Raw genomic sequence first — 16,896 nt, forward strand, 5'->3', positions numbered from 1 at the left:
TTCCGGCCATTCAAGCCGGCATCACACAGCGGACCGGCCAGGGCGGCTTGGCGGCAAGTGGACGCACCGCGGCGTGGGTGATCCGTATGACGGCGGGTCAGCCGACGGCGCGGAGGCGGCGTACCTCGCCGGTCGGGGTTTCTTCCGGTTCGGTCTGGGCGCTCAGCCAGGTGTTCAGGCGTTCCACCGGCAGCGGGCGGCTGAAGAAGTAGCCCTGGCCGATCTCGCAGCCGAGCTCGGCGAGCAGGTCCAGGGTGAGTTCGCTCTCGACGCCCTCGGCCACCACGGTGAGACCGAACTCACGGGCGAGGCCGATCACGGCTCGCACGATGGCCAGGTCGCCCGAGTCGGTCGCCATGCCCTGGACGAAGCTGTCGTCGATCTTGATTTCGTGGACCGGCAGCTGCCTCAGGTACGACAGCGACGAAGCGCCGGTGCCGAAGTCGTCGACTGCCAGGCGTACGCCGAGGTCGCGCAGCCGGTAGAGGGTGGGGAGCGCGCGTTCGATCTCGCCGAGCATGCCCGGTTCGGAGATCTCGAAGGTGATCTGGCCGGCCGGGATGCCGTACCGCTTGAGCAGCTCGTGGACCTGGTCCGGGAAGCGGGGGTCGAGGAGGGTCCGCGCCGACAGGTTGACCGCGACGGACAGCGGCCGGCCGGCGTCCACCCATTCCCGGCAGTGCTGCAGGCCGGCGGTGAGGACGACCTCGGTGAGGCGGTGCAGCTGTCCGGTGTGCTCGGCGACCGCGACGAAGTCCTCCGGGGACACGTCGCCGTGGGCGGGGTGCTGCCAGCGAGCCAGGCACTCGACGCCGATGAGGTGCCGGTCCTGGATGGAGACCTTGGGCTGGAAGTGCACCTCGAGCTGGCCCGTGTCCAGCGCGCGGCGCAGGTCGGCGGCCAGGCCGAGGCGGCGTACGGCCCGGGACTCGAGGGCGGGGTGGAACAGCTGCACCCCGTACGGCAGCGCCTTGGCCGCGTTGGCGGCGAGCTCGGCCCGGCGCAGCAGCGAATCCGGATCGTCGCCGTGGTCGGGGTGCAGGGCGACGCCGGCGGCGGTGTCCACGTCCAGCGTGAGCGAGCCGACGACCATCGGGCCCCGCAACTGCTCCCGCATCTCGGTGGCGAGCCGTACGGTCTCCTCGGTGCTCTCGGCACGCAGGGTGACCACGAACTCGTCGCCGCCGATCCGGCCCACCAGCGCACCCGGCCCGGCGATGCTGCGCAGGCGCTGCGCGACCTCGGCGAGCAACTTGTCACCCGCCGCATGGCCCATGGACTCGTTGACGTCGCGTAGACCGTCCACGTCGAACAGCATCACCGCGACGACCTCGCCGGGGGCCCGTACCTTGACCGACTCGGCGAGGGCGTCCGTCACGCGCCGGCGGTTGGGCAGTGAGGTCAGGCGGTCGTGGTACGCGTCGTAGCGCAACCGTTCGACGAGGCGGGAGTTCTCCACCGCCACGGCGGCGTGCGCGGCGATCGTCTGCAGCACCTGGACGTCGGCGGGCCGGAACGTGAGGGTGCCGCCCTGCCTGTTGATGACCTCGATGGAGCCGATCGTGGTCTGCCCGGACCGCAGCGGGACGACGATGACGTCCTTGAGGCGGCTCTCCCGCAGGAAAGGCCGCAGGTCGGCGGTGTCGTCGAATTTCGCGCCGACGGCTACGGCGTGCTGGCCGCTCACGGCGCGCTCACGGATGGCCGCCGGCGTCGGCGCCAGGTCGAGCAGGCCCCGGTCGCCGACGCGGGCGGTCAGCAGGACCTCGGGGTGACGCCCGCCGGCGGCCAGCCACATGGTCGCGTACTCGGCTTTCATGAGCGCGCGGATGCGGCCCAGCAGCACGTCCGGGAGCGAGGCGTCGTTGCCGTGCTCCTGCACGGCGAGGGTGAGTTCGTAGACGTCGGCGAGCGTCCGATGCTGCCGCAGGAAGCCGACCAGATACCGATACGCCAGGATGAGCGTTGCGACGAGCACTGCCAGCAGGATCGACGCCCACGGCGTGGCTTCCATCGCGACGAGGAAGACGCAGCCGATCGCGACACTGACCGAGGCGGTGAGCAGAGTCGGCAGCCCGGCGCGGAACGCCTCCTGGCCTGCCTGCAGACCCTGGATGACGGTCATGACCGCTGCGAACGCCAGAGGCGCGACCAGCGCGCTCGTCATGGCGGCGGCGAAGAGGATGCCCCAGGTGCCGGGGCCCGCACCGCTGATCGGCGGCAGCGCGGCGACGACCAGCAACGCTGCCGACGTGGCTGCCGCGGACTTGGCCACGTTGAAGGCGATTTTGGTCATTCCCAGCCGAGAGCGCTGCTGCGGCAGCACCGTGGCCAGGGTCACCGCCGCGATCACCATGACCGGCGGCAGGTAGTAGATGGCCAGCACGAGAGGAATCTCCGTGACGACCACGAAGAAGCTCTGCTTACGGACAGCGACGTTGAAGACGCCGACGTTGGCGAGCACCAGCCCACCCGTGGCGATCAGGCCGCCCAGCCAGGATTCGTACCAGTAAGGGTCAGAGACCCAGAATAAGATGACGCAGACGAGCGCGAAGAGCGCCAGCGGGGCAGTGACGAGCCAGGCATACTGCGCCGAACGCCTCGGCCGTGCCGGACGCCCTGTCATCGCGCTCCCTGATCAGTCGGACCGGTTCCTGCGAGTGAGCGCCGACGAGTCGCAGAGACTCAGTCCCAGTGCAGATCGTTGGTCAGCGCCGCCACGGACTGCTTCCCCGTGGCCCCCGCCGTTCCATGCTCGGCGCTCGCGGCGGCAGCGCCACCGATGAACGCGGCGAGCACGAAAACCAAGCCGGCGAAGCGGCCCAGCTTCCTTGCAGACATATTTGCTCCTCGTACGAGAAAGACGCCTCGGGTGGGGGGTTCCATGATGGTGCCACACGCTGAGTACGTCAGACAGCGTCCGTGCGCCGGTCGAAGCCGCACATCCCGAAATCTTGGCTGAACGGCTGAGGTGTTCACGCAACCACGCCCCGCATCATTGACGGCTTTGGGCCTGATTTAACGGGAGATGTGAGAGCAATTCGCACCCGTTCCGTCAGGTCGGCTTGACGTCAAGGTGCCCTGACGAAAAGCTACGCATATGACCAGTCCGGACGAACTCGAGCAACAGCACACGCTCTCCACCGCCACAACGCGTTACGACGAGTTGAGGATGCGCGACGCGCTGGCCACGATGACGGAGGACAGCGACGCAATCGCGCTCACACGCGAGGAGACCCTGGAACTGCTCGCGCTGAGCGAGGTCGTCATCCGCAAAGCCGGGTACGGCCGCCAGGCGATGGTCCGCTCGGCGCGTGCGGCCGGGGCGTCGTGGACCCAGATCGGTGCCGCGCTGGGCACCAGCAAGCAGGCCGCCTGGGAGTCGCACAACCGCTGGATCGAGGACCAGGTCCGGCAGCACGAACTGACCGGGTACCAGGGCTTCGACCAGGGACAGGCGGATGCTGCCCGCGGCTTGGCCGGCCGCCCGGACTGATCCCGCCCGGCGGCTCAGTCGCCGGTCGCGGCGGGGCGCTCGGTCGCGCTGTACTGGGACCAGGAGCCCGGGTAGAGGCGGCCCACGCCCAGGCCCGCGTGTTCCATAGCGAGCAGGTTGTGACAGGCGGTGACGCCCGAACCGCAGTAGGAGATGACGTCGGCGCCTTCGCGTACACCGACGGAGGCGAAACGTTCGCGCAGCTCGGCCACCGGCAGGAAGCGCCCGGTCCCGTCCAGGTTCTCCCGGCAGGGCAGGTTGCGAGCACCGGGGATATGACCCGCGCGCGGATCCACCGGTTCGGTGTCGCCGCGGAACCGGGCGCGGTCACGGGCGTCCAGCACCACCGCCGCACCGGCCGCCGCATCATCGATGCCGGCCAGCCGGTCGCCCGGCCACGGCCGGGGCGTGAAAACCGCGGGGGCCGGGCTCGCCGGGCCGCTCACCAGTTCTCCCTCGTACGCGCTGAGCCCGCCGTCCAGCACCGCGGCGTCGTGACCGGTGGCGCGCAGCATCCAGACGAGTCTCGCCGCGATCACGCCGCCGGCGTCGTCGTACCCGACCACGGTGTCGTCGTCGCCGATGCCCACAGCGGCCATGCCCTGCGCGAAGACCTCGGGATCGGGAAGCGGATGCCGGCCCCCGGCCGGCGAGGCGTGCCGGGCCAGCCAGCGGTCCAGGTCGACGAAGACGGCACCCGGCAGATGCCCTTTCTCGTACGCCTCCCGGCCGGAACGCCCGTCCAGATACCAGCGCACATCGGCCAGCACGACCCGGTCCCGATGCTCCCGCACCCACTGCACGTCGACAACCGGACCGATCACACCGCTCCCCTATCCGTCTGCCGTCGGCCTACCGCGCCGCGGCCTGAACCTGACCAGCGCGACACCCATCAACACGATGGCGGCCGCGCTCAAAACCACAGCCGCCAAGCCGCGCAGCGCCATTTGCCCCACGGCCATCAGCAGCAACGCCACGCCGAACAACAAGTGATACAGCGCGGCGTCGCGTACCCGAAGGAAGTTGCGCGAGGTGCTCGCCGGGGCCCGGCCCGTCAGAAGCATCCGCACGCCGAACAGCGCGAGAACCAGGCCGATGACGCCGCCGACGGCGAGGGTCGCCGTACCGATGTCCATGGACCCCAGTCTGGGCGGCCCGGCGCCGGACCACCGGCGGTTCGCACTTCTTACCGGCAGTTGGCGAACCCCAGGGCGACGCCTTACCGGCAGCTGGCGAGCCGCCGGGCCACGCCTTACCGGCAGCTGGCGAACCGCCGGGCCACGCCTTACCGGCAGCTGGCGAACCGCCGGGCCACGCCTTACCGGCAGCTGGCGAACCGCCGGGCCACGCCTTACCGGCAGTTGGCGAACCGCCGGGCCACGCCTTACCGGTAGTTGGTGAACTGCAGGGCGACGCCGAAGTCCTCGGCCTTGAGCAGCGCGATGACGGCCTGCAGGTCGTCCCGCTTCTTACCGGTGACCCGCAGCTGATCCCCCTGGATCTGCGCCTGCACTCCCTTCGGGCCCTCGTCCCGGATCTTCTTGCTGATCGCCTTCGCCTTGTCGGTGTCGATCCCCTCGAGCACCTTGCAGTCGATCTTGTAGGTCTTCCCGGACTGCCGCGGCTCGCCGGCCTCCAGCGACTTCAGCGAGATGTTCCGCTTGACCAGCTTCTCCTTGAAGACCTCCAGCGCGGCTGCAGCACGCTCCTCGGTCTCCGACGTGATGGACACGCCGTTCTCCCCCGACTTCGCGATGGAGGTGCCGGTACCCCGGAAGTCGAACCGGGTGCCGAGCTCCTTCTCCGCCTGGTGGAAGGCGTTGTCCACCTCCTGGCCGTCGACCTTGCTCACGATGTCGAACGACGGGCTGGCTGCCATGATCAGACTCCTGCTGCTGGGCCACGTATCGATGTGCGCGGAGGCCGCGAACGGGCCCCCGACATGCCGACCGTACCCGGTTGTGGATCCGGCCGGCCGTATGGCTATCCTGTTGTTCGCTGCTGCGGGAGACCGGGGCGGCGAAGCCCAGGCGGGTTGCCCGAGCGGCCAATGGGAGCGGACTGTAAATCCGTCGCGAAAGCTACAGAGGTTCGAATCCTCTACCCGCCACAGGCCCCTGATGACGGCCCCGTGAGCTGCGGATACGCGCTCCGGGGCCGTTCTCGTTGACGGCTTGTCGTACGCGTCGCCGTGGTTGGGCGTGGGAGTCGCGTTTTGGCTGTCCGTGCTGAGGAACCATCTGAGCAGCTCGGGAACTGCGGTGGCGACGATCGGCATCTCGCCGGGGATGCCGTACGAACCGCTGGAGCCGATCAGGTGAGATTCTGTCGTCGTGCGCGAGTTCGGCCCGCTGGAACACGAACGGATCTTCTTCAGGGATATGTGTCGGCGCGTCCCTGAGCTGCAGGACTGGTACCACCAGGATCCTGATGGTGAGCCCTGGATGCTGGTGTCGTACGACTTTGTTGACGGCCGGGCCGTGCGGGAGACGTTGCGTGTCGATTACGACGGGGTGCAGCTGCGGGGTGGGTGGAGTCCTTCCTGTCTCAATTGGGACGACGGGGTCCGCGCTGCTGAGGCGCTCATCGACACACGGCCGCCTGAAGGGCTCAGTGTCGATTCCGCGAGTGATCCTGCGGAGGCAGCGGCCATCGCCTCTGCGTGGTTCGAGGCGCACATCGAGCGCTGGAAGCGGCGCTCCTGATCGGGCCGGATGTTAGGTCGATTGCTGCGGGAGGGGGCGGGCGAGGGTCAGGGCCTGGAAGTGGAAGCCGTGGTTGATCGTGTGGAAGTCGACGAGGTCGAAGGCTTCCGACGCGTACCGGAGGAGGCGTTCGTCCGAGCGGAATGAGAAGAAGCGGCCGTCCTCCTCCATGATGCCTTCCGAGTCTGTTCCTCCCCAGAGGCCGACGAAGAACAGGCCGCCCGGTTTGAGGACTTCGCGTACGGCGCGGAAGGCGGCAGGCAGATTCTCATCGGGTACGTGGAGCAGACAGTTCAGGGACCACACGGCGTCGAAGGCTGCTGGGGCGAAGCCGAGGTGGAGGACGTCGCGTACCTCTGCAGTCAGGCCTTTCTGCCGGCAGAGCGCCACGTGTTCGGGGGCTATGTCGACGGCCGTGACCGTCAGGCCGTGGGCCGCGAAGTGGGCGCTGTCCTGGCCCGTGCCGGCTCCCAGGTCGAGCAAGGTTTCCGCTTCGATGGCCTTGAGGCGGTTCAGGAATGCGCCGCGCTCCTCGAGTTTCCACGACTGTCTCGCCGTCGCGTCGCGTTTGGCGGCTCGGGCGTCATAGATGGTCCTCAGGCTGCTGACCACGTCGTCGTAGCTCATCGGCGCCTCCCTCCTCTAGCCTGGCGTACATGGCGAAGGATGTCGCGCGGCGGACCGAGGTGGAGACGCTGCGTGCCGCCGATGCGGATCGGCATCAGATTGCCGAGCAGTTGAAGTCTGCTCTCGACGAGGGGCGGTTGTCGCTCGCTGAGTACGACGAGCGGGTGCGGGATGCGTACGCGGCTCGGACGTACGCCGATCTTCTTGTGCTTGTGGCCGATCTTCCGAAGCCGGGGTTGAATGCGGCCGAGGTCAATGCGCGGCGGGCAGCCGAGGTGCGCCGGCAGGCGCGGAAGTTGCCGATGGCGCTGATGGTGCTCTGGACGATCTGGGGGTCGGTGGCGGCTCTCAATCTGGCCGTGTGGTTCGTGCTGCTGGTCACCGTGGAGGCCGACATCTATCCGTGGCCGGTGTGGCTGCTCGTTCCGGGCGCTGCCCTGGCGGCCACCACTGTCGGGGTGCAGGCGATCAGGGGCCAGCAGCGGCGGTGACGCGTACGCCGAACGTGGCGAACGTCATGCGGCCGGTGCCGCTTGCCATGGGTACGGGCCGAGCTACGGTCGGCGGGTGAGTCGCGTACCTTTGTCCGTCCTTGACCTCGCCACCGTGCGCGAGGGTCATGACAGTGCCGACGCCCTGCGGGGCACGACGGAGATCGCCCGGACCGCCGATGACCTGGGGTATTCGCGGTTCTGGGTCGCCGAGCACCACAACATGCCGGCCGTGGCGTCGACCTCGCCGCCGGTGCTGATCGCGCACGTGGCGGCCAACACGCAGCGGATCCGGGTGGGTTCCGGGGGCGTGATGCTGCCCAACCACATGCCGTTCGTGGTGGCCGAGCAGTTCGCGTTGCTGGAGGCGCTGCACCCCGGCCGCATCGACCTGGGAATCGGGCGGGCGCCCGGCACCGACCAGGCCACCGCCACCGCGCTGCGGGGCGTGTCGCCGCACCTGACGGTCGAGCAGTTCCCCGACCATCTCGGCATGGTCCTCGCCCTGCTCGGCGACGATCGTGTCGCGCCGGAGCGGATCGAGCGGCTCAAGGCCACGCCGGCCCCGGCGAGCTATCCCGAGGTGTGGATGCTCGGCTCCTCGACGTACGGGGCTCAGGTGGCCGCCGCGCTCGGGCTGCCGTTCTGTTACGCGTACCACTTCGCGATGAGCTCCGATGTGGACACCGCCGCGCGGCTCTACCGGTCGGGGTTCAAGCCTTCGCCGCGCTTCCCCGAGCCGCACCTGATGATCAGCGCCTCGGTGATCGCCGCGGAGACCACCGAGGAGGCGCAGTATCTGGCCGGGCCGAGCCGGATCATGGCGTTGAGCCTGCGTACGGGGCGGTTGGGTCCGATCGTGTCGCCCGAGGCGGCCGCGTCGCGTGAACTGTCCGATCTGGATCGCGCCGTGCTGGATCAGCTCCCCGGCACTCAGTACGCGGGTACGGCCGAGGAGGTCGTGGCCGGGCTGGACGCGCTCGTCGAGCGGACCGGCGCGGCGGAGTTGATCCTCGCCGGCACGGTGTACGACCCGGCCACGCGGCAGGACTCGCTGGCACGTATCGCCAAGGCCTGGGGTCTCTGACTTATCCACACCACGGCCCGCGGCACGTCGGCCTGTGGATAACCGGATTCGCCGATCCCGGATCTTTGCCAGAATCGGCGCCATGGTCTGGCACATCACGGAGGACGTCGAGGAGTTCCTCGACCGGGCGGGCGGCTTTCTCCGCACACGTCCGGTGGAGAACACGGTGCTGCTGACGATCGCGGAGACCGTACGCGTGCAGGGGCCCGGCACCTACGGCTCCGAGACGGCGGTCTTCGGGTGGCGCGGCGGGGAGGACGCGGCTTTCCTGCGTACGCCACCGCGTGAGCCTCTGCTGTCCGCCATGTCGCCGGACGCGGCCGCCGAGCTGGCCCGGGCGCTGTCCGATGCCGGCCTCCCCGGTGTCATCGGGCCGGACGCGCCCGCCGCCGCGTTCGCCGCGGAATGGGAGCGGCTGACCGGCGCCGGCTCGCAGGTGTTGAAGAGGCAGCGGCTCTACCGGCTCGGGACCCTGGTGCCGCCCGTGCCGCCGGCGAAGGGATCGGCTCGCGTAGCGGGCAGCGCGGACCGTGACCTGCTCGTCGGGTGGATGGCCGCCTTCTATCGGGACGTCGGTGAGGAGCCGCGCCAGGTCGAGGAATTCATCGACGACAAGCTGGCGCACAGCGGCATGCTGATCTGGGAGCTCGACGGACGGCCCGTCTCGATGGCCGGCGTCACCCGGCAGCAGTCGGGGATGGTGCGCATCCAGGCTGTCTACACGCCTCGCGAGCATCGAGGACACGGGTACGCCGGCGCGGTCACCACCGCCCTGACCCGAGCCGCGCTCGACGCCGGAGCGGTTCACGTCGTGCTCTTCACCGATCTCGCCAACCCCACATCGAACGCCCTGTACCAGCGACTGGGCTACGTACCCCTGGAGGACCGCAGCATGGTGGAATTCGTCGCATGAGCCGGATTTTGCAGGTCAACCTCGCCGTTCCCGAGGACAGCGACGCCAAGAACATCGGCCGGACCGGGATCAACAAGCAGCCGGTCACCCATCCCGTCGCCGTCCGCGCCCCGGGGCCGAAAGGGCTGCCGTCGGACCGGGCGAGCGGGCTGGTGGGCGACCAGATCTTCGACACCAAGCACCACGGCGGTGACGACCAGGCGGTCTACGCGTACGCGCGGGAGGACTACGACTGGTGGGAGAAGGAGCTGGGGCGGGAACTGCCGGGCGGGATCTTCGGCGAGAACCTGACCACTGTGGACCTCGACGTCAGCGGCGCGGTGCTCGGGGAGAAGTGGCGGATCGGCGAAACGCTGGTGCTGCAGGCGACGTTCGGGCGCATCCCCTGTGCCACGTTCCAGTGGAAGATGCAGGAGCCGCGCTGGGTGAAGCGGTTCGCCGCCGAGAACCGGCCCGGGGCGTACCTGCGGGTGGTGACACCGGGCGACGTACAGGTGGGCGACGAGGTGAGCGTGCTCGATCGGCCCGCGCACGGCGTGACGATCGCGGAGAGCTTCCGCGCGTGGATGCACGAGCCGGAGCTGCTCGCCGAATACCTCGAGAAGGACGGCATTCCGGAGGGGCTGAAGGCGGACATCCGTCGCAGGCTCCGGCACGACGGATGACCGTACGGCGTTCAGCGACGGTAGCCCGAGGGCTCTGGAGCGAAGGAGATCGACATGCCTGATCAGATCGTCGAGCGGGGCGGGGTGCCCGTACTCGTCTGCGACGCCGATGGTGCACCGGTCGCCGGCCCGCAGGATGCGCTCGATCTGATCGGCGCGGCGTATGCGGGAGCCGAGGTGGTGGCGATCCCGGCGGAGCGGCTGGATGCGAGCTTCTACCGGCTGAGCACCGGGGTGGCCGGCGAGATCATGCAGAAGTTCGTGAACTACCGCCTACGGCTCGCGATCGTGGGTGACATCTCTGCCCACGTGGCGGCGAGCGGGGCGCTGCGTGACCTGGTGTACGAGACGAACAAGGGCGACCAGGTCTGGTTCGTGAACGATCTGCAGGAGCTCGACGGTCGCCTGAGTTGAGGCGAGGCCGGCGCCGACCGGCTCAGCGAGGTGCGGTGCACGGTTGCTGAGGCGAGCCCGAGCCGACGGCTCAGCGGGGTGCGGTGCACGGTTGCTGAGCCGTCGGCGGCGGGAGTTGCGCTCGATGGGTTGTGGCGCATTCCGAGCGGTAAGCCGGTCGGTGGCCGAAGGTGGCGCGCTCACAGTGCGGGTGCGGCGCATGCCGGCCGGTGAAGCCCGCTTGGCGGCGAATCCACTACGGCGGCGGGGGTGTGCGGGTCAGAGCGGCAGCCAGAGGGCGGCCACGTTCGGCGGTTCCCAGGTCACCAGGGAGGTGTGGGCGATGCGGCATTGGTAGCGCTTTCCGGCGTACGTGACGATCTGGCCCTGCTGGTAGGCCACGTTCGGCGCCCAAGTCGTGCCGGCCGGCGGTGCCGTGGTCGGTGCCGTGGTGGTCGGACGGGTGGTGGGTGGCGTGGCTGTCGGGGCCGTCGTCGGCGTGGCCGGTGGTGTTGTCGCCGGGCGGGTTGTCGGGGTGGTGGCCGGCGGGGCGGGCGTGCAGTCGTCCGCCGGGGCGACGGTGTCCGTGTGGGTGGTGCCCGCCGAGCGGTAGGCGGTGATCGCCGCGGTGGCCTGGGACGGGGTCAGGACCTGGCGCTTGGCGTGGAAGACGTAGTCGATCGACTCCTGCCAGACGGAGGTGGCGCCGGACGGGCGGCCTGCCAGGTCGATGAACCACTGGTTGAAGTCGATGGACATCTTCTGCCTCGGGTACACCTTGCCCGAGTGGTCGCCGACGAGCGCGCCGTCGATGTAGTACTTCACGTGGCCGTCGGCGACCGTCGCCATGACGTCGTGCCAGCCCGCGATGCTTCTGGCCTGCTGGCTGTGCTGGTTGTCGGCGTACCAGGGGTCGGGGACGTACGTGTACCAGGTGGTCTGGTAGTTGATCGGACCCGCCTCGCCCCAGCCGCCGTTGGGCAGGTACTCGGAGAAGTCCATCTCCGAGTACATCGGGTCCTTCGGGGCCGCCAGCGGCGAAATCGTGTAGAAGGTCTGGTTCACGTGGTCGCCCTCGGGGCCGGTGGAGGGCGCGTCGGCGAACTTGATCCGGGCGAGATAGGTGCCCTCCAGGAAACGGCGGTTGCTCTGCGAGAACTCGGCGTGTGACGTGCCGGCCGCGGTGCCGTTCGTGCGGGCGGTCAGTTGCGCCACGCGTTGACCGTCCACGGTGGGGAACGACACGTTGTCGGCCGGCCAGCTCGCGCCCGGTACGCCGGGGCCGCCCGCCTCGCCGCGGATCCTCCAGCCGCGCTGGGACAGCGCTGGATCCGTACGGGAGGAATAGCTGAAGTCGTCGAACAGCGCGCCGCAGGCGGTGGCCGCGCTGCTGCTCGGGGCGGCGGCGATGCCGAAGGCGGCGAGCGCGCCGGCGGTCGCGGCGACCGTGGCGCCGACGGCGATGGTGCGTTTCCGGCCCATGGGGGAAGGGCCTCCTCGGGTATCGGGGATGTTTACCAGTGGTAAACACCAAACCCGGCGGCAGTGGTGATCGTCAATAGCCGTGGCCTGTGGTCCTCCTTAAATCGCGGCCTCTTGGGATGGCCAGTGGACAAGATGGACAAGCCCGCGCGGACCCGGCAGAGTGCAAACGACCGGGGGCGACTGCTCGCACACGCAGAGGCGCGCCGGGCGCGGATCGCTGCGGGCGGCGGGTCGCAGCGGGTAGCGGAAGGCTGCAAGGCGGGGGTAGCGGAAGGCTGCAAGGCGGCGGAAGACTGCGGCTGACGGAATAGCGCGGTCCGTCGGTCGGTGGTGTGCCGGCCGCGGCAGTCCGGTCAGCCAAGCGGTCCGGCGGCCACGGTGGTCCGGCGGCCGGATCGGTGCGGCGGCTGGAGCGGGTGCAACGGCTCGAGGGGGTGCGACGGCCGAAGAGGGCGCGACGGCCGGAGAGCGTGCGACGGCCGGAGAGCGTGCGGCCGCCGGGGAGCGTGCGGCCGGGCCGCGCGGTCGGTCGGCGCAGAGACACGGCGGTCGGCCGGGCGGCGTGGGTGACGGAGTGAGGGTGGGATGCGGCGGAGCGAGGTTCGGGAACGGTTGCGCGAGCTGATCGCGACGCTTCCGCCGGGCGACGCGCTGCCCTCCGAGCGGGACCTCAGCGGCGAGCTCGGCGCGTCCCGGCCGACGGTTCGCGCCGCCATCGAGGAGTTGGCCCGGGAGGGTCTTCTGGTACGCCGCCACGGGCGCGGGACCTTCACCAGCCCGGCCAAGATCTCGCAGGAGGTGCCGTCGACGGCGTACCTGCCGCCCGCGGAGGGTGACTGGGGCAGCGAGGTGCTGGAGTTCGACGTCGTTCCCGCGGGTCCGCGGCTGGGGGCGAAGTTGCAGGTCTCCCCCGGCTCCGGCCTGGTCCGGGCGCTGCGGCGGCGGCTCGTCGACGGCGGGCCGATCGCGGTGGAGGAGATCCACATTCCCTGCGCCGTCGCCCCGAACCTGTCACGGGACGACTTCGCCGCCGGGTCGCTCTACCACCACCTTCGCGAGCGACACGGAGTCACGCCGGCTGAGGCGCTGCAGACCACGGAGCCGACGGTCGTGGATGCCGCGGAGTCCCGGCTGCTCGAGGTGCCGCTGTATTCTCCCGCCCTGCTCTTCGAACGCACCACGCGCGACACGGACGGCCGCCTCATCGAGTTCACCCGCTCGGTGTATCGCGGCGACAGGTACCGCATCACGCAACATCTGAAGCTGGGCCCCGAATCGGGCTAGCCGCGGGACGTGTGACCGATCCGGTTGCCCATCCAGTCCTATCAGCAGACGACGGGACGGACAGCGAGGAGAACCGGTGGACGCGGACCTGCGGAAGCACTTCGATCGGGCGGTGAGTGACGACCCCGGCGCCGACGCCGGGGAGATGGCGCTCGCTGCCATCGCCCAGGGCGGCCGGATGCGCCGGCGGCGTCGGCAGATGGCCGGGGCGGGGGTGGCTGCCGGTGTGGTGGTCGCGCTGGCCGTGGTGGGCGGCGTGAGCCTCCGGCCGGAGCCGGCGGAGCCGGCCGGCCCTCCGATGACGGTCGCGGCGGCGATGATGCCGCTGACCGCGCCGTCCTGCTCGGAGAAGCCGGTGGAGAGCGGCGCCACCGACGTGGTCGTCTTCCTGATCCCCGACTCGACGGACCGGCAGAGTTCGGCGCTGGGGTCGACGTTGCGCGAGGACGCCCGTGTGGCCGACGTACGGTTCGAGAATCGGCAGCAGGCCTGGGAGCGATTCCGGACGTTGTGGGCGGACAGCCCGGACTTCGTCTCGTCGGTCAGCCCGAAGCAACTCGTCGAGTCGTTCCGGCTGCGGCTGGCGGATCCTGCGCAGTACAAGGCCTTCCGTGCCGAGTACGCGACGATGGACGGCGTCGGCTCGATCGTCGGCCGGGTCTGCCCCGCGAGCGCCCCGGTCGGAGGCGTCCAGTGACGGACACGGTGACGTCGCCCAGGCCGGTGGAGGGTCCCCGGACCGGCGCCCTGGCGAGCTGGAGTGTGGGCCGCCGCCGCGCGAAGGCGGCCCGGGACGAGGAGTTCACGGCGTTCGTGGAGTCCGCCGCCACCCGGTTGCGCCGCAGCGCGTACCTGATGTGCCGGGACTGGCATCTCGCCCAGGATCTGACCCAGCAGACCTTCATCAAGATGTACGCGGCCTGGGACCGGATCCGTACCGGCACCAACCTCGAGGGTTACAGCCGGCGGGTGCTCATGAACCTGGTCTTCGACCAGCAGCGGCGGCGCAGCGGCTCCGAGATCGTGGTGGCCGAGCTGCCCGACCGGCCCGGCGACGGGACGGCCGATACGCCCGAGCTGCGGCTGGCGCTGGTGGACGCGCTGGCTGCCCTGTCCGTCGAGGACCGGGCCGTGCTGGTGCTGCGGCACGCCGAGGACCACAGCGTCGACACGGTGGCCACGATCCTCGGCGTCTCCGTCTCGGTGGTGAAGATGCGCACCGCCCGGGCCCTGGCCCGCCTGCGTTCCCTGCTCGGCGAGGACTTCGAGGACCGCTGAGCCGGTCGCGCCCTACGAAGCTTCAGCCGGCGAGCGCCTGGCGCAGGCGTTCGCCGGCCCGTTCGTCGGCGCGGGCCATCGGCCCCGCGGGCAGGGACGCCACCGCGGCGGCGACCATCAGCACCGCGCCGGCGAAGAGGAAGGACCAGGGCAGGCCGCCCGGCTGGTCGACGATCACCCCGGCGACCGCGCCGCCGGCCGCGCTGCCTGCGACGGAGACGGTCACCACCCACGTGTACGCCTCGTTCAGCATGGCCGCGGGGGCGAGACGGCCCACCAGGTTGTTCTCCACCGTGAGCGCGGGAGCGATGGTGGCGCCTCCCACGACGAGGGCCACGCCGAGCGTCAGCGGGTCCGGCATGACCGCGAGGATCATGAAGCTGGCCGAGACCGCGGCGAGCAGCCAGGCGAATTGGCGGGCCAGGGCCATCGCGGGCCGGCGCGTGCCGAACCAGATGCCGCCGATGGCACTGCCGATGCCCCAGACGCCGAGCAGGACCCCGCCGAGGCTGTCACCGCCGCCGTGCTCATTGGCGTACGCGGGCACGATCACCCCCGCCGCACCGAAGGCGATGCCCAGCGCGGCGACGCAGAGCAGCAGAGCCGGAAAGCCGTCCGCCTTGAGGGGCCCCAGGCCGCGAGCGCCCACGGCCGACTCGTGCCGCGCCCAGTGCCGCATGATCGGCAGCAGCGCGACCCGGATCGTCCCGCCCAGCGTGGCCACCGCCGCGAAACCCAGCGCCACCGCCGGGTCGTGCGTGGCCACGACGAACGCCGCGACCAGCATCGGGCCGAGCACGAAGACCAGCTCGAACAGCGACGTCTCGGCCGCCATCGCCGCGGGGCGCAGGGCGTGGTGCCGGGTGCCCGGTGCGGTGGCGTCGGTCCAGGCCCGGCGGATCGCGGCGCTCAGCGGCGGGTACGTGGCCCCCGCCAGCGCCGACGCCACGAAGATCCACGTCAGGGCCTCGGCGCCGCCACGGCTGGCCAGGATGAGCCCGGCGAGCGCGACGGGATGCAGGACCGCGGTGAGCAGCAGGACGGGCGTGGGGCCGATCCGGTCGGCGACGCGTCCGGCGACAGGGCTGACCGCCGCGCCCGCGAGCGCGTACATGCCGCCGGCGAGGCCCGCGGCGGCGTACCGGCCGGTGGTCTGCTGCACCAGGAGGAGCAGGGCGAGCGGCGTCATGCCGATGCCGAGGCGGGCGAGGATGCCGACGACGAGGAGAACCTTCCCGCCCGGCATCCGCCACACGCCCAGGTACTGACGCAACGCGGTCACGGTCCTCCTCCGGATCGTCGGGTGTAATGAGCGAAAGCCGCCTCCGACCCTAACGGTCGGAGGCGGCTCGGCCCGCGGGGTTGTGAGGCGGCCCTCAAGAGGCGGCTCGCGGGCTGTGAGGCGGCCCTCAGAAGGCGGCTCGCGGGCTGTGAGGCGGCCCTCAGAAGGCGGCTCGCGGGCTGTGAGCCGGCTGGTGAGGCGGCCCTCAGGAGGGGCGCGCTCAGCGCTGGAACTGCACCGGGCCCGTACCCGTGATCGCGGCCAGCTGGTGCAGCCGCTTGATGCGCTCGGCCATCGGCGGGTGCGTCGAGAAGAGCCCCGCGATGCCGCCGCTGCGCAACGGGTTCGCGATCATCAGGTGCGCCGAGGTGGCGAGCCCGCCCTCGGCCGGGAGGGGCATGCGCTGGGCGCCGTACTGAATCTTCTCCAGGGCGCTCGCCAGGGCGAGCGGGTCCCGGGTCAGGGTGGCTCCCGAGGCGTCCGCCTGGTATTCCCGGTTGCGGCTGATGGCCAGCTGGATGATCGACGCGGCGAGCGGGCCGAGGATCAGCATGAGCAACAGAGCGGCCGGGTTCGGGCCGTCGTCGTCGTCCGAGCCGCCGAGCGGGAGAAAGATCGCCAGCTGGGCGAACATCGTGATGATGCCGGCGAGGGCGGCGGCGACGCTGGAGATCAGGATGTCGCGGTTGTAGACGTGGGACAGCTCGTGGCCGATGACGCCGCGCAGCTCACGCCGGTCGAGGATCCGGGTGATGCCCACGGTCACCGCCACGGCGGCGTTGCGCGGGTTGCGGCCGGTGGCGAACGCGTTGGGCTGCAGCGCGGGGCTCACGTACAGGCGGGGCATCGGCTGGCCCGCCTCGGTCGCCAGCTCACGGACGATCTCATAGAGCGCCGGGAACTCAGCCTCGGTGACCGGCTGCGCGCGCATGGCCCGCAACGCGATCTTGTCGGAGAAGAAGTAGCTGCCGGCGTTCATGGCCAGCGAGAGGATGACGGCGAAGACCAGGCCGCCGCTACCGCCGATCCAGTACCCGACGGCGAGAATCATGGCGGTGAGCAGACCCAGCAGAGCGGCCGTCTTGAGGCCGTTGTGATGGCTGTGCATGATCACTCCTTCAGCACGCGGGCCGGTGGGCCCACGTCTGATGGAACATCGCCGTCCCGGGAATTCATCCAGGAGTGACTGT

The 16,896-nt window shown here is 70.5% G+C and carries 19 protein-coding genes and 1 tRNA gene; 11 read left to right on the plus strand and 9 right to left on the minus strand.

Features of this window, described 5'->3' with window-relative positions; genetic code table 11:
• Window positions 1-97: 97 nt before the first annotated feature.
• Entirely contained in the window at window positions 98-2,626 is a 2,529-nt protein-coding gene (locus AB0K03_RS21955; protein ID WP_364687592.1) for a bifunctional diguanylate cyclase/phosphodiesterase, read from the minus strand.
• 59 nt (window positions 2,627-2,685) lie between these two features.
• Window positions 2,686-2,841, minus strand: a complete 156-nt coding sequence (locus AB0K03_RS21960; RefSeq protein ID WP_364687594.1) for a hypothetical protein — start codon at window positions 2,839-2,841, stop codon at window positions 2,686-2,688.
• Between the two features lie 259 nt (window positions 2,842-3,100).
• Between AB0K03_RS21960 and AB0K03_RS21965 the strand changes: the two genes are divergently transcribed.
• Window positions 3,101-3,496, plus strand: coding sequence for a hypothetical protein (locus AB0K03_RS21965; RefSeq protein ID WP_364687596.1), 396 nt, complete (start codon window positions 3,101-3,103; stop codon window positions 3,494-3,496).
• 14 nt (window positions 3,497-3,510) lie between these two features.
• Here the strand turns inward: AB0K03_RS21965 and AB0K03_RS21970 are convergent, their stop codons facing one another.
• From AB0K03_RS21970 to AB0K03_RS21980, 3 genes are all read right to left on the minus strand, one after another.
• The gene (locus AB0K03_RS21970; RefSeq protein ID WP_364687598.1) at window positions 3,511-4,320 is read right to left on the minus strand and encodes a sulfurtransferase; all 810 of its coding nucleotides are present in this window, start codon (window positions 4,318-4,320) and stop codon (window positions 3,511-3,513) included.
• Window positions 4,321-4,329: 9 nt separating this feature from the next.
• Window positions 4,330-4,632 (minus strand): hypothetical protein, encoded by a 303-nt coding sequence (locus AB0K03_RS21975; protein WP_364687600.1) that lies wholly within the window; start codon window positions 4,630-4,632, stop codon window positions 4,330-4,332.
• A gap of 248 nt (window positions 4,633-4,880) precedes the next feature.
• On the minus strand, window positions 4,881-5,375 hold the full coding sequence (locus AB0K03_RS21980) for a YajQ family cyclic di-GMP-binding protein (RefSeq protein ID WP_364687602.1): 495 nt from the start codon (window positions 5,373-5,375) through the stop codon (window positions 4,881-4,883).
• Between the two features lie 150 nt (window positions 5,376-5,525).
• Between AB0K03_RS21980 and AB0K03_RS21985 the strand changes: the two genes are divergently transcribed.
• Both AB0K03_RS21985 and AB0K03_RS21990 read left to right on the plus strand, forming a co-directional pair.
• A tRNA-Tyr gene (locus AB0K03_RS21985) sits at window positions 5,526-5,606 on the plus strand.
• A gap of 223 nt (window positions 5,607-5,829) precedes the next feature.
• Complete coding sequence (locus tag AB0K03_RS21990) at window positions 5,830-6,201, plus strand: hypothetical protein (RefSeq protein WP_364687604.1); 372 nt, start codon at window positions 5,830-5,832, stop codon at window positions 6,199-6,201.
• A gap of 12 nt (window positions 6,202-6,213) precedes the next feature.
• Here AB0K03_RS21990 and AB0K03_RS21995 read toward each other — a convergent pair whose 3' ends face one another.
• The gene (locus AB0K03_RS21995; RefSeq protein ID WP_364687606.1) at window positions 6,214-6,828 is read right to left on the minus strand and encodes a methyltransferase domain-containing protein; all 615 of its coding nucleotides are present in this window, start codon (window positions 6,826-6,828) and stop codon (window positions 6,214-6,216) included.
• A gap of 29 nt (window positions 6,829-6,857) precedes the next feature.
• Between AB0K03_RS21995 and AB0K03_RS22000 the strand changes: the two genes are divergently transcribed.
• The 5 genes from AB0K03_RS22000 (at window position 6,858) to AB0K03_RS22020 (ending at window position 10,398) form a co-directional block, all read left to right on the plus strand.
• Window positions 6,858-7,319 (plus strand): DUF1707 domain-containing protein, encoded by a 462-nt coding sequence (locus AB0K03_RS22000; protein WP_364687608.1) that lies wholly within the window; start codon window positions 6,858-6,860, stop codon window positions 7,317-7,319.
• Window positions 7,320-7,395: 76 nt separating this feature from the next.
• A complete protein-coding gene (locus AB0K03_RS22005) occupies window positions 7,396-8,406 on the plus strand; it encodes an LLM class flavin-dependent oxidoreductase (RefSeq protein WP_364687610.1) in 1,011 nt (336 codons plus the stop codon).
• Between the two features lie 82 nt (window positions 8,407-8,488).
• Complete coding sequence (locus AB0K03_RS22010; RefSeq protein WP_364687612.1) at window positions 8,489-9,319, plus strand: GNAT family N-acetyltransferase; 831 nt, start codon at window positions 8,489-8,491, stop codon at window positions 9,317-9,319.
• Entirely contained in the window at window positions 9,316-9,984 is a 669-nt protein-coding gene (locus tag AB0K03_RS22015; RefSeq protein ID WP_364687614.1) for an MOSC domain-containing protein, read from the plus strand. The genes AB0K03_RS22010 and AB0K03_RS22015 overlap by 4 nt, the downstream gene beginning before the upstream one ends.
• 54 nt (window positions 9,985-10,038) lie before the next feature.
• The gene (locus tag AB0K03_RS22020; protein WP_364687616.1) at window positions 10,039-10,398 is read left to right on the plus strand and encodes a DUF4180 domain-containing protein; all 360 of its coding nucleotides are present in this window, start codon (window positions 10,039-10,041) and stop codon (window positions 10,396-10,398) included.
• 258 nt (window positions 10,399-10,656) lie between these two features.
• On the opposite strand, the gene AB0K03_RS22025 is transcribed toward AB0K03_RS22020, so the two are convergent.
• Window positions 10,657-11,859 (minus strand): carbohydrate-binding protein, encoded by a 1,203-nt coding sequence (locus tag AB0K03_RS22025; protein ID WP_364687618.1) that lies wholly within the window; start codon window positions 11,857-11,859, stop codon window positions 10,657-10,659.
• Between the two features lie 588 nt (window positions 11,860-12,447).
• On the opposite strand from AB0K03_RS22025, the gene AB0K03_RS22030 reads away from it, so the two are divergent.
• The 3 genes from AB0K03_RS22030 (at window position 12,448) to AB0K03_RS22040 (ending at window position 14,424) form a co-directional block, all read left to right on the plus strand.
• On the plus strand, window positions 12,448-13,146 hold the full coding sequence (locus tag AB0K03_RS22030) for a GntR family transcriptional regulator (protein WP_364687620.1): 699 nt from the start codon (window positions 12,448-12,450) through the stop codon (window positions 13,144-13,146).
• 76 nt (window positions 13,147-13,222) lie between these two features.
• Window positions 13,223-13,843, plus strand: coding sequence for a permease-like cell division protein FtsX (locus AB0K03_RS22035; protein ID WP_364687622.1), 621 nt, complete (start codon window positions 13,223-13,225; stop codon window positions 13,841-13,843).
• Window positions 13,840-14,424, plus strand: coding sequence for a SigE family RNA polymerase sigma factor (locus tag AB0K03_RS22040; protein WP_364687624.1), 585 nt, complete (start codon window positions 13,840-13,842; stop codon window positions 14,422-14,424). The genes AB0K03_RS22035 and AB0K03_RS22040 overlap by 4 nt, the downstream gene beginning before the upstream one ends.
• A 22-nt stretch (window positions 14,425-14,446) precedes the next feature.
• Here the strand turns inward: AB0K03_RS22040 and AB0K03_RS22045 are convergent, their stop codons facing one another.
• Together AB0K03_RS22045 and htpX are read right to left on the minus strand one after the other, a co-directional pair.
• Window positions 14,447-15,706 (minus strand): MFS transporter, encoded by a 1,260-nt coding sequence (locus tag AB0K03_RS22045; protein WP_364687626.1) that lies wholly within the window; start codon window positions 15,704-15,706, stop codon window positions 14,447-14,449.
• Between the two features lie 220 nt (window positions 15,707-15,926).
• Complete coding sequence (gene htpX, locus AB0K03_RS22050) at window positions 15,927-16,814, minus strand: zinc metalloprotease HtpX (protein WP_364687628.1); 888 nt, start codon at window positions 16,812-16,814, stop codon at window positions 15,927-15,929.
• Window positions 16,815-16,896: the final 82 nt, after the last annotated feature.

Source organism: Actinoplanes sp. NPDC049316, assembly GCF_040677315.1.
Lineage (GTDB): Bacteria > Actinomycetota > Actinomycetes > Mycobacteriales > Micromonosporaceae > Actinoplanes.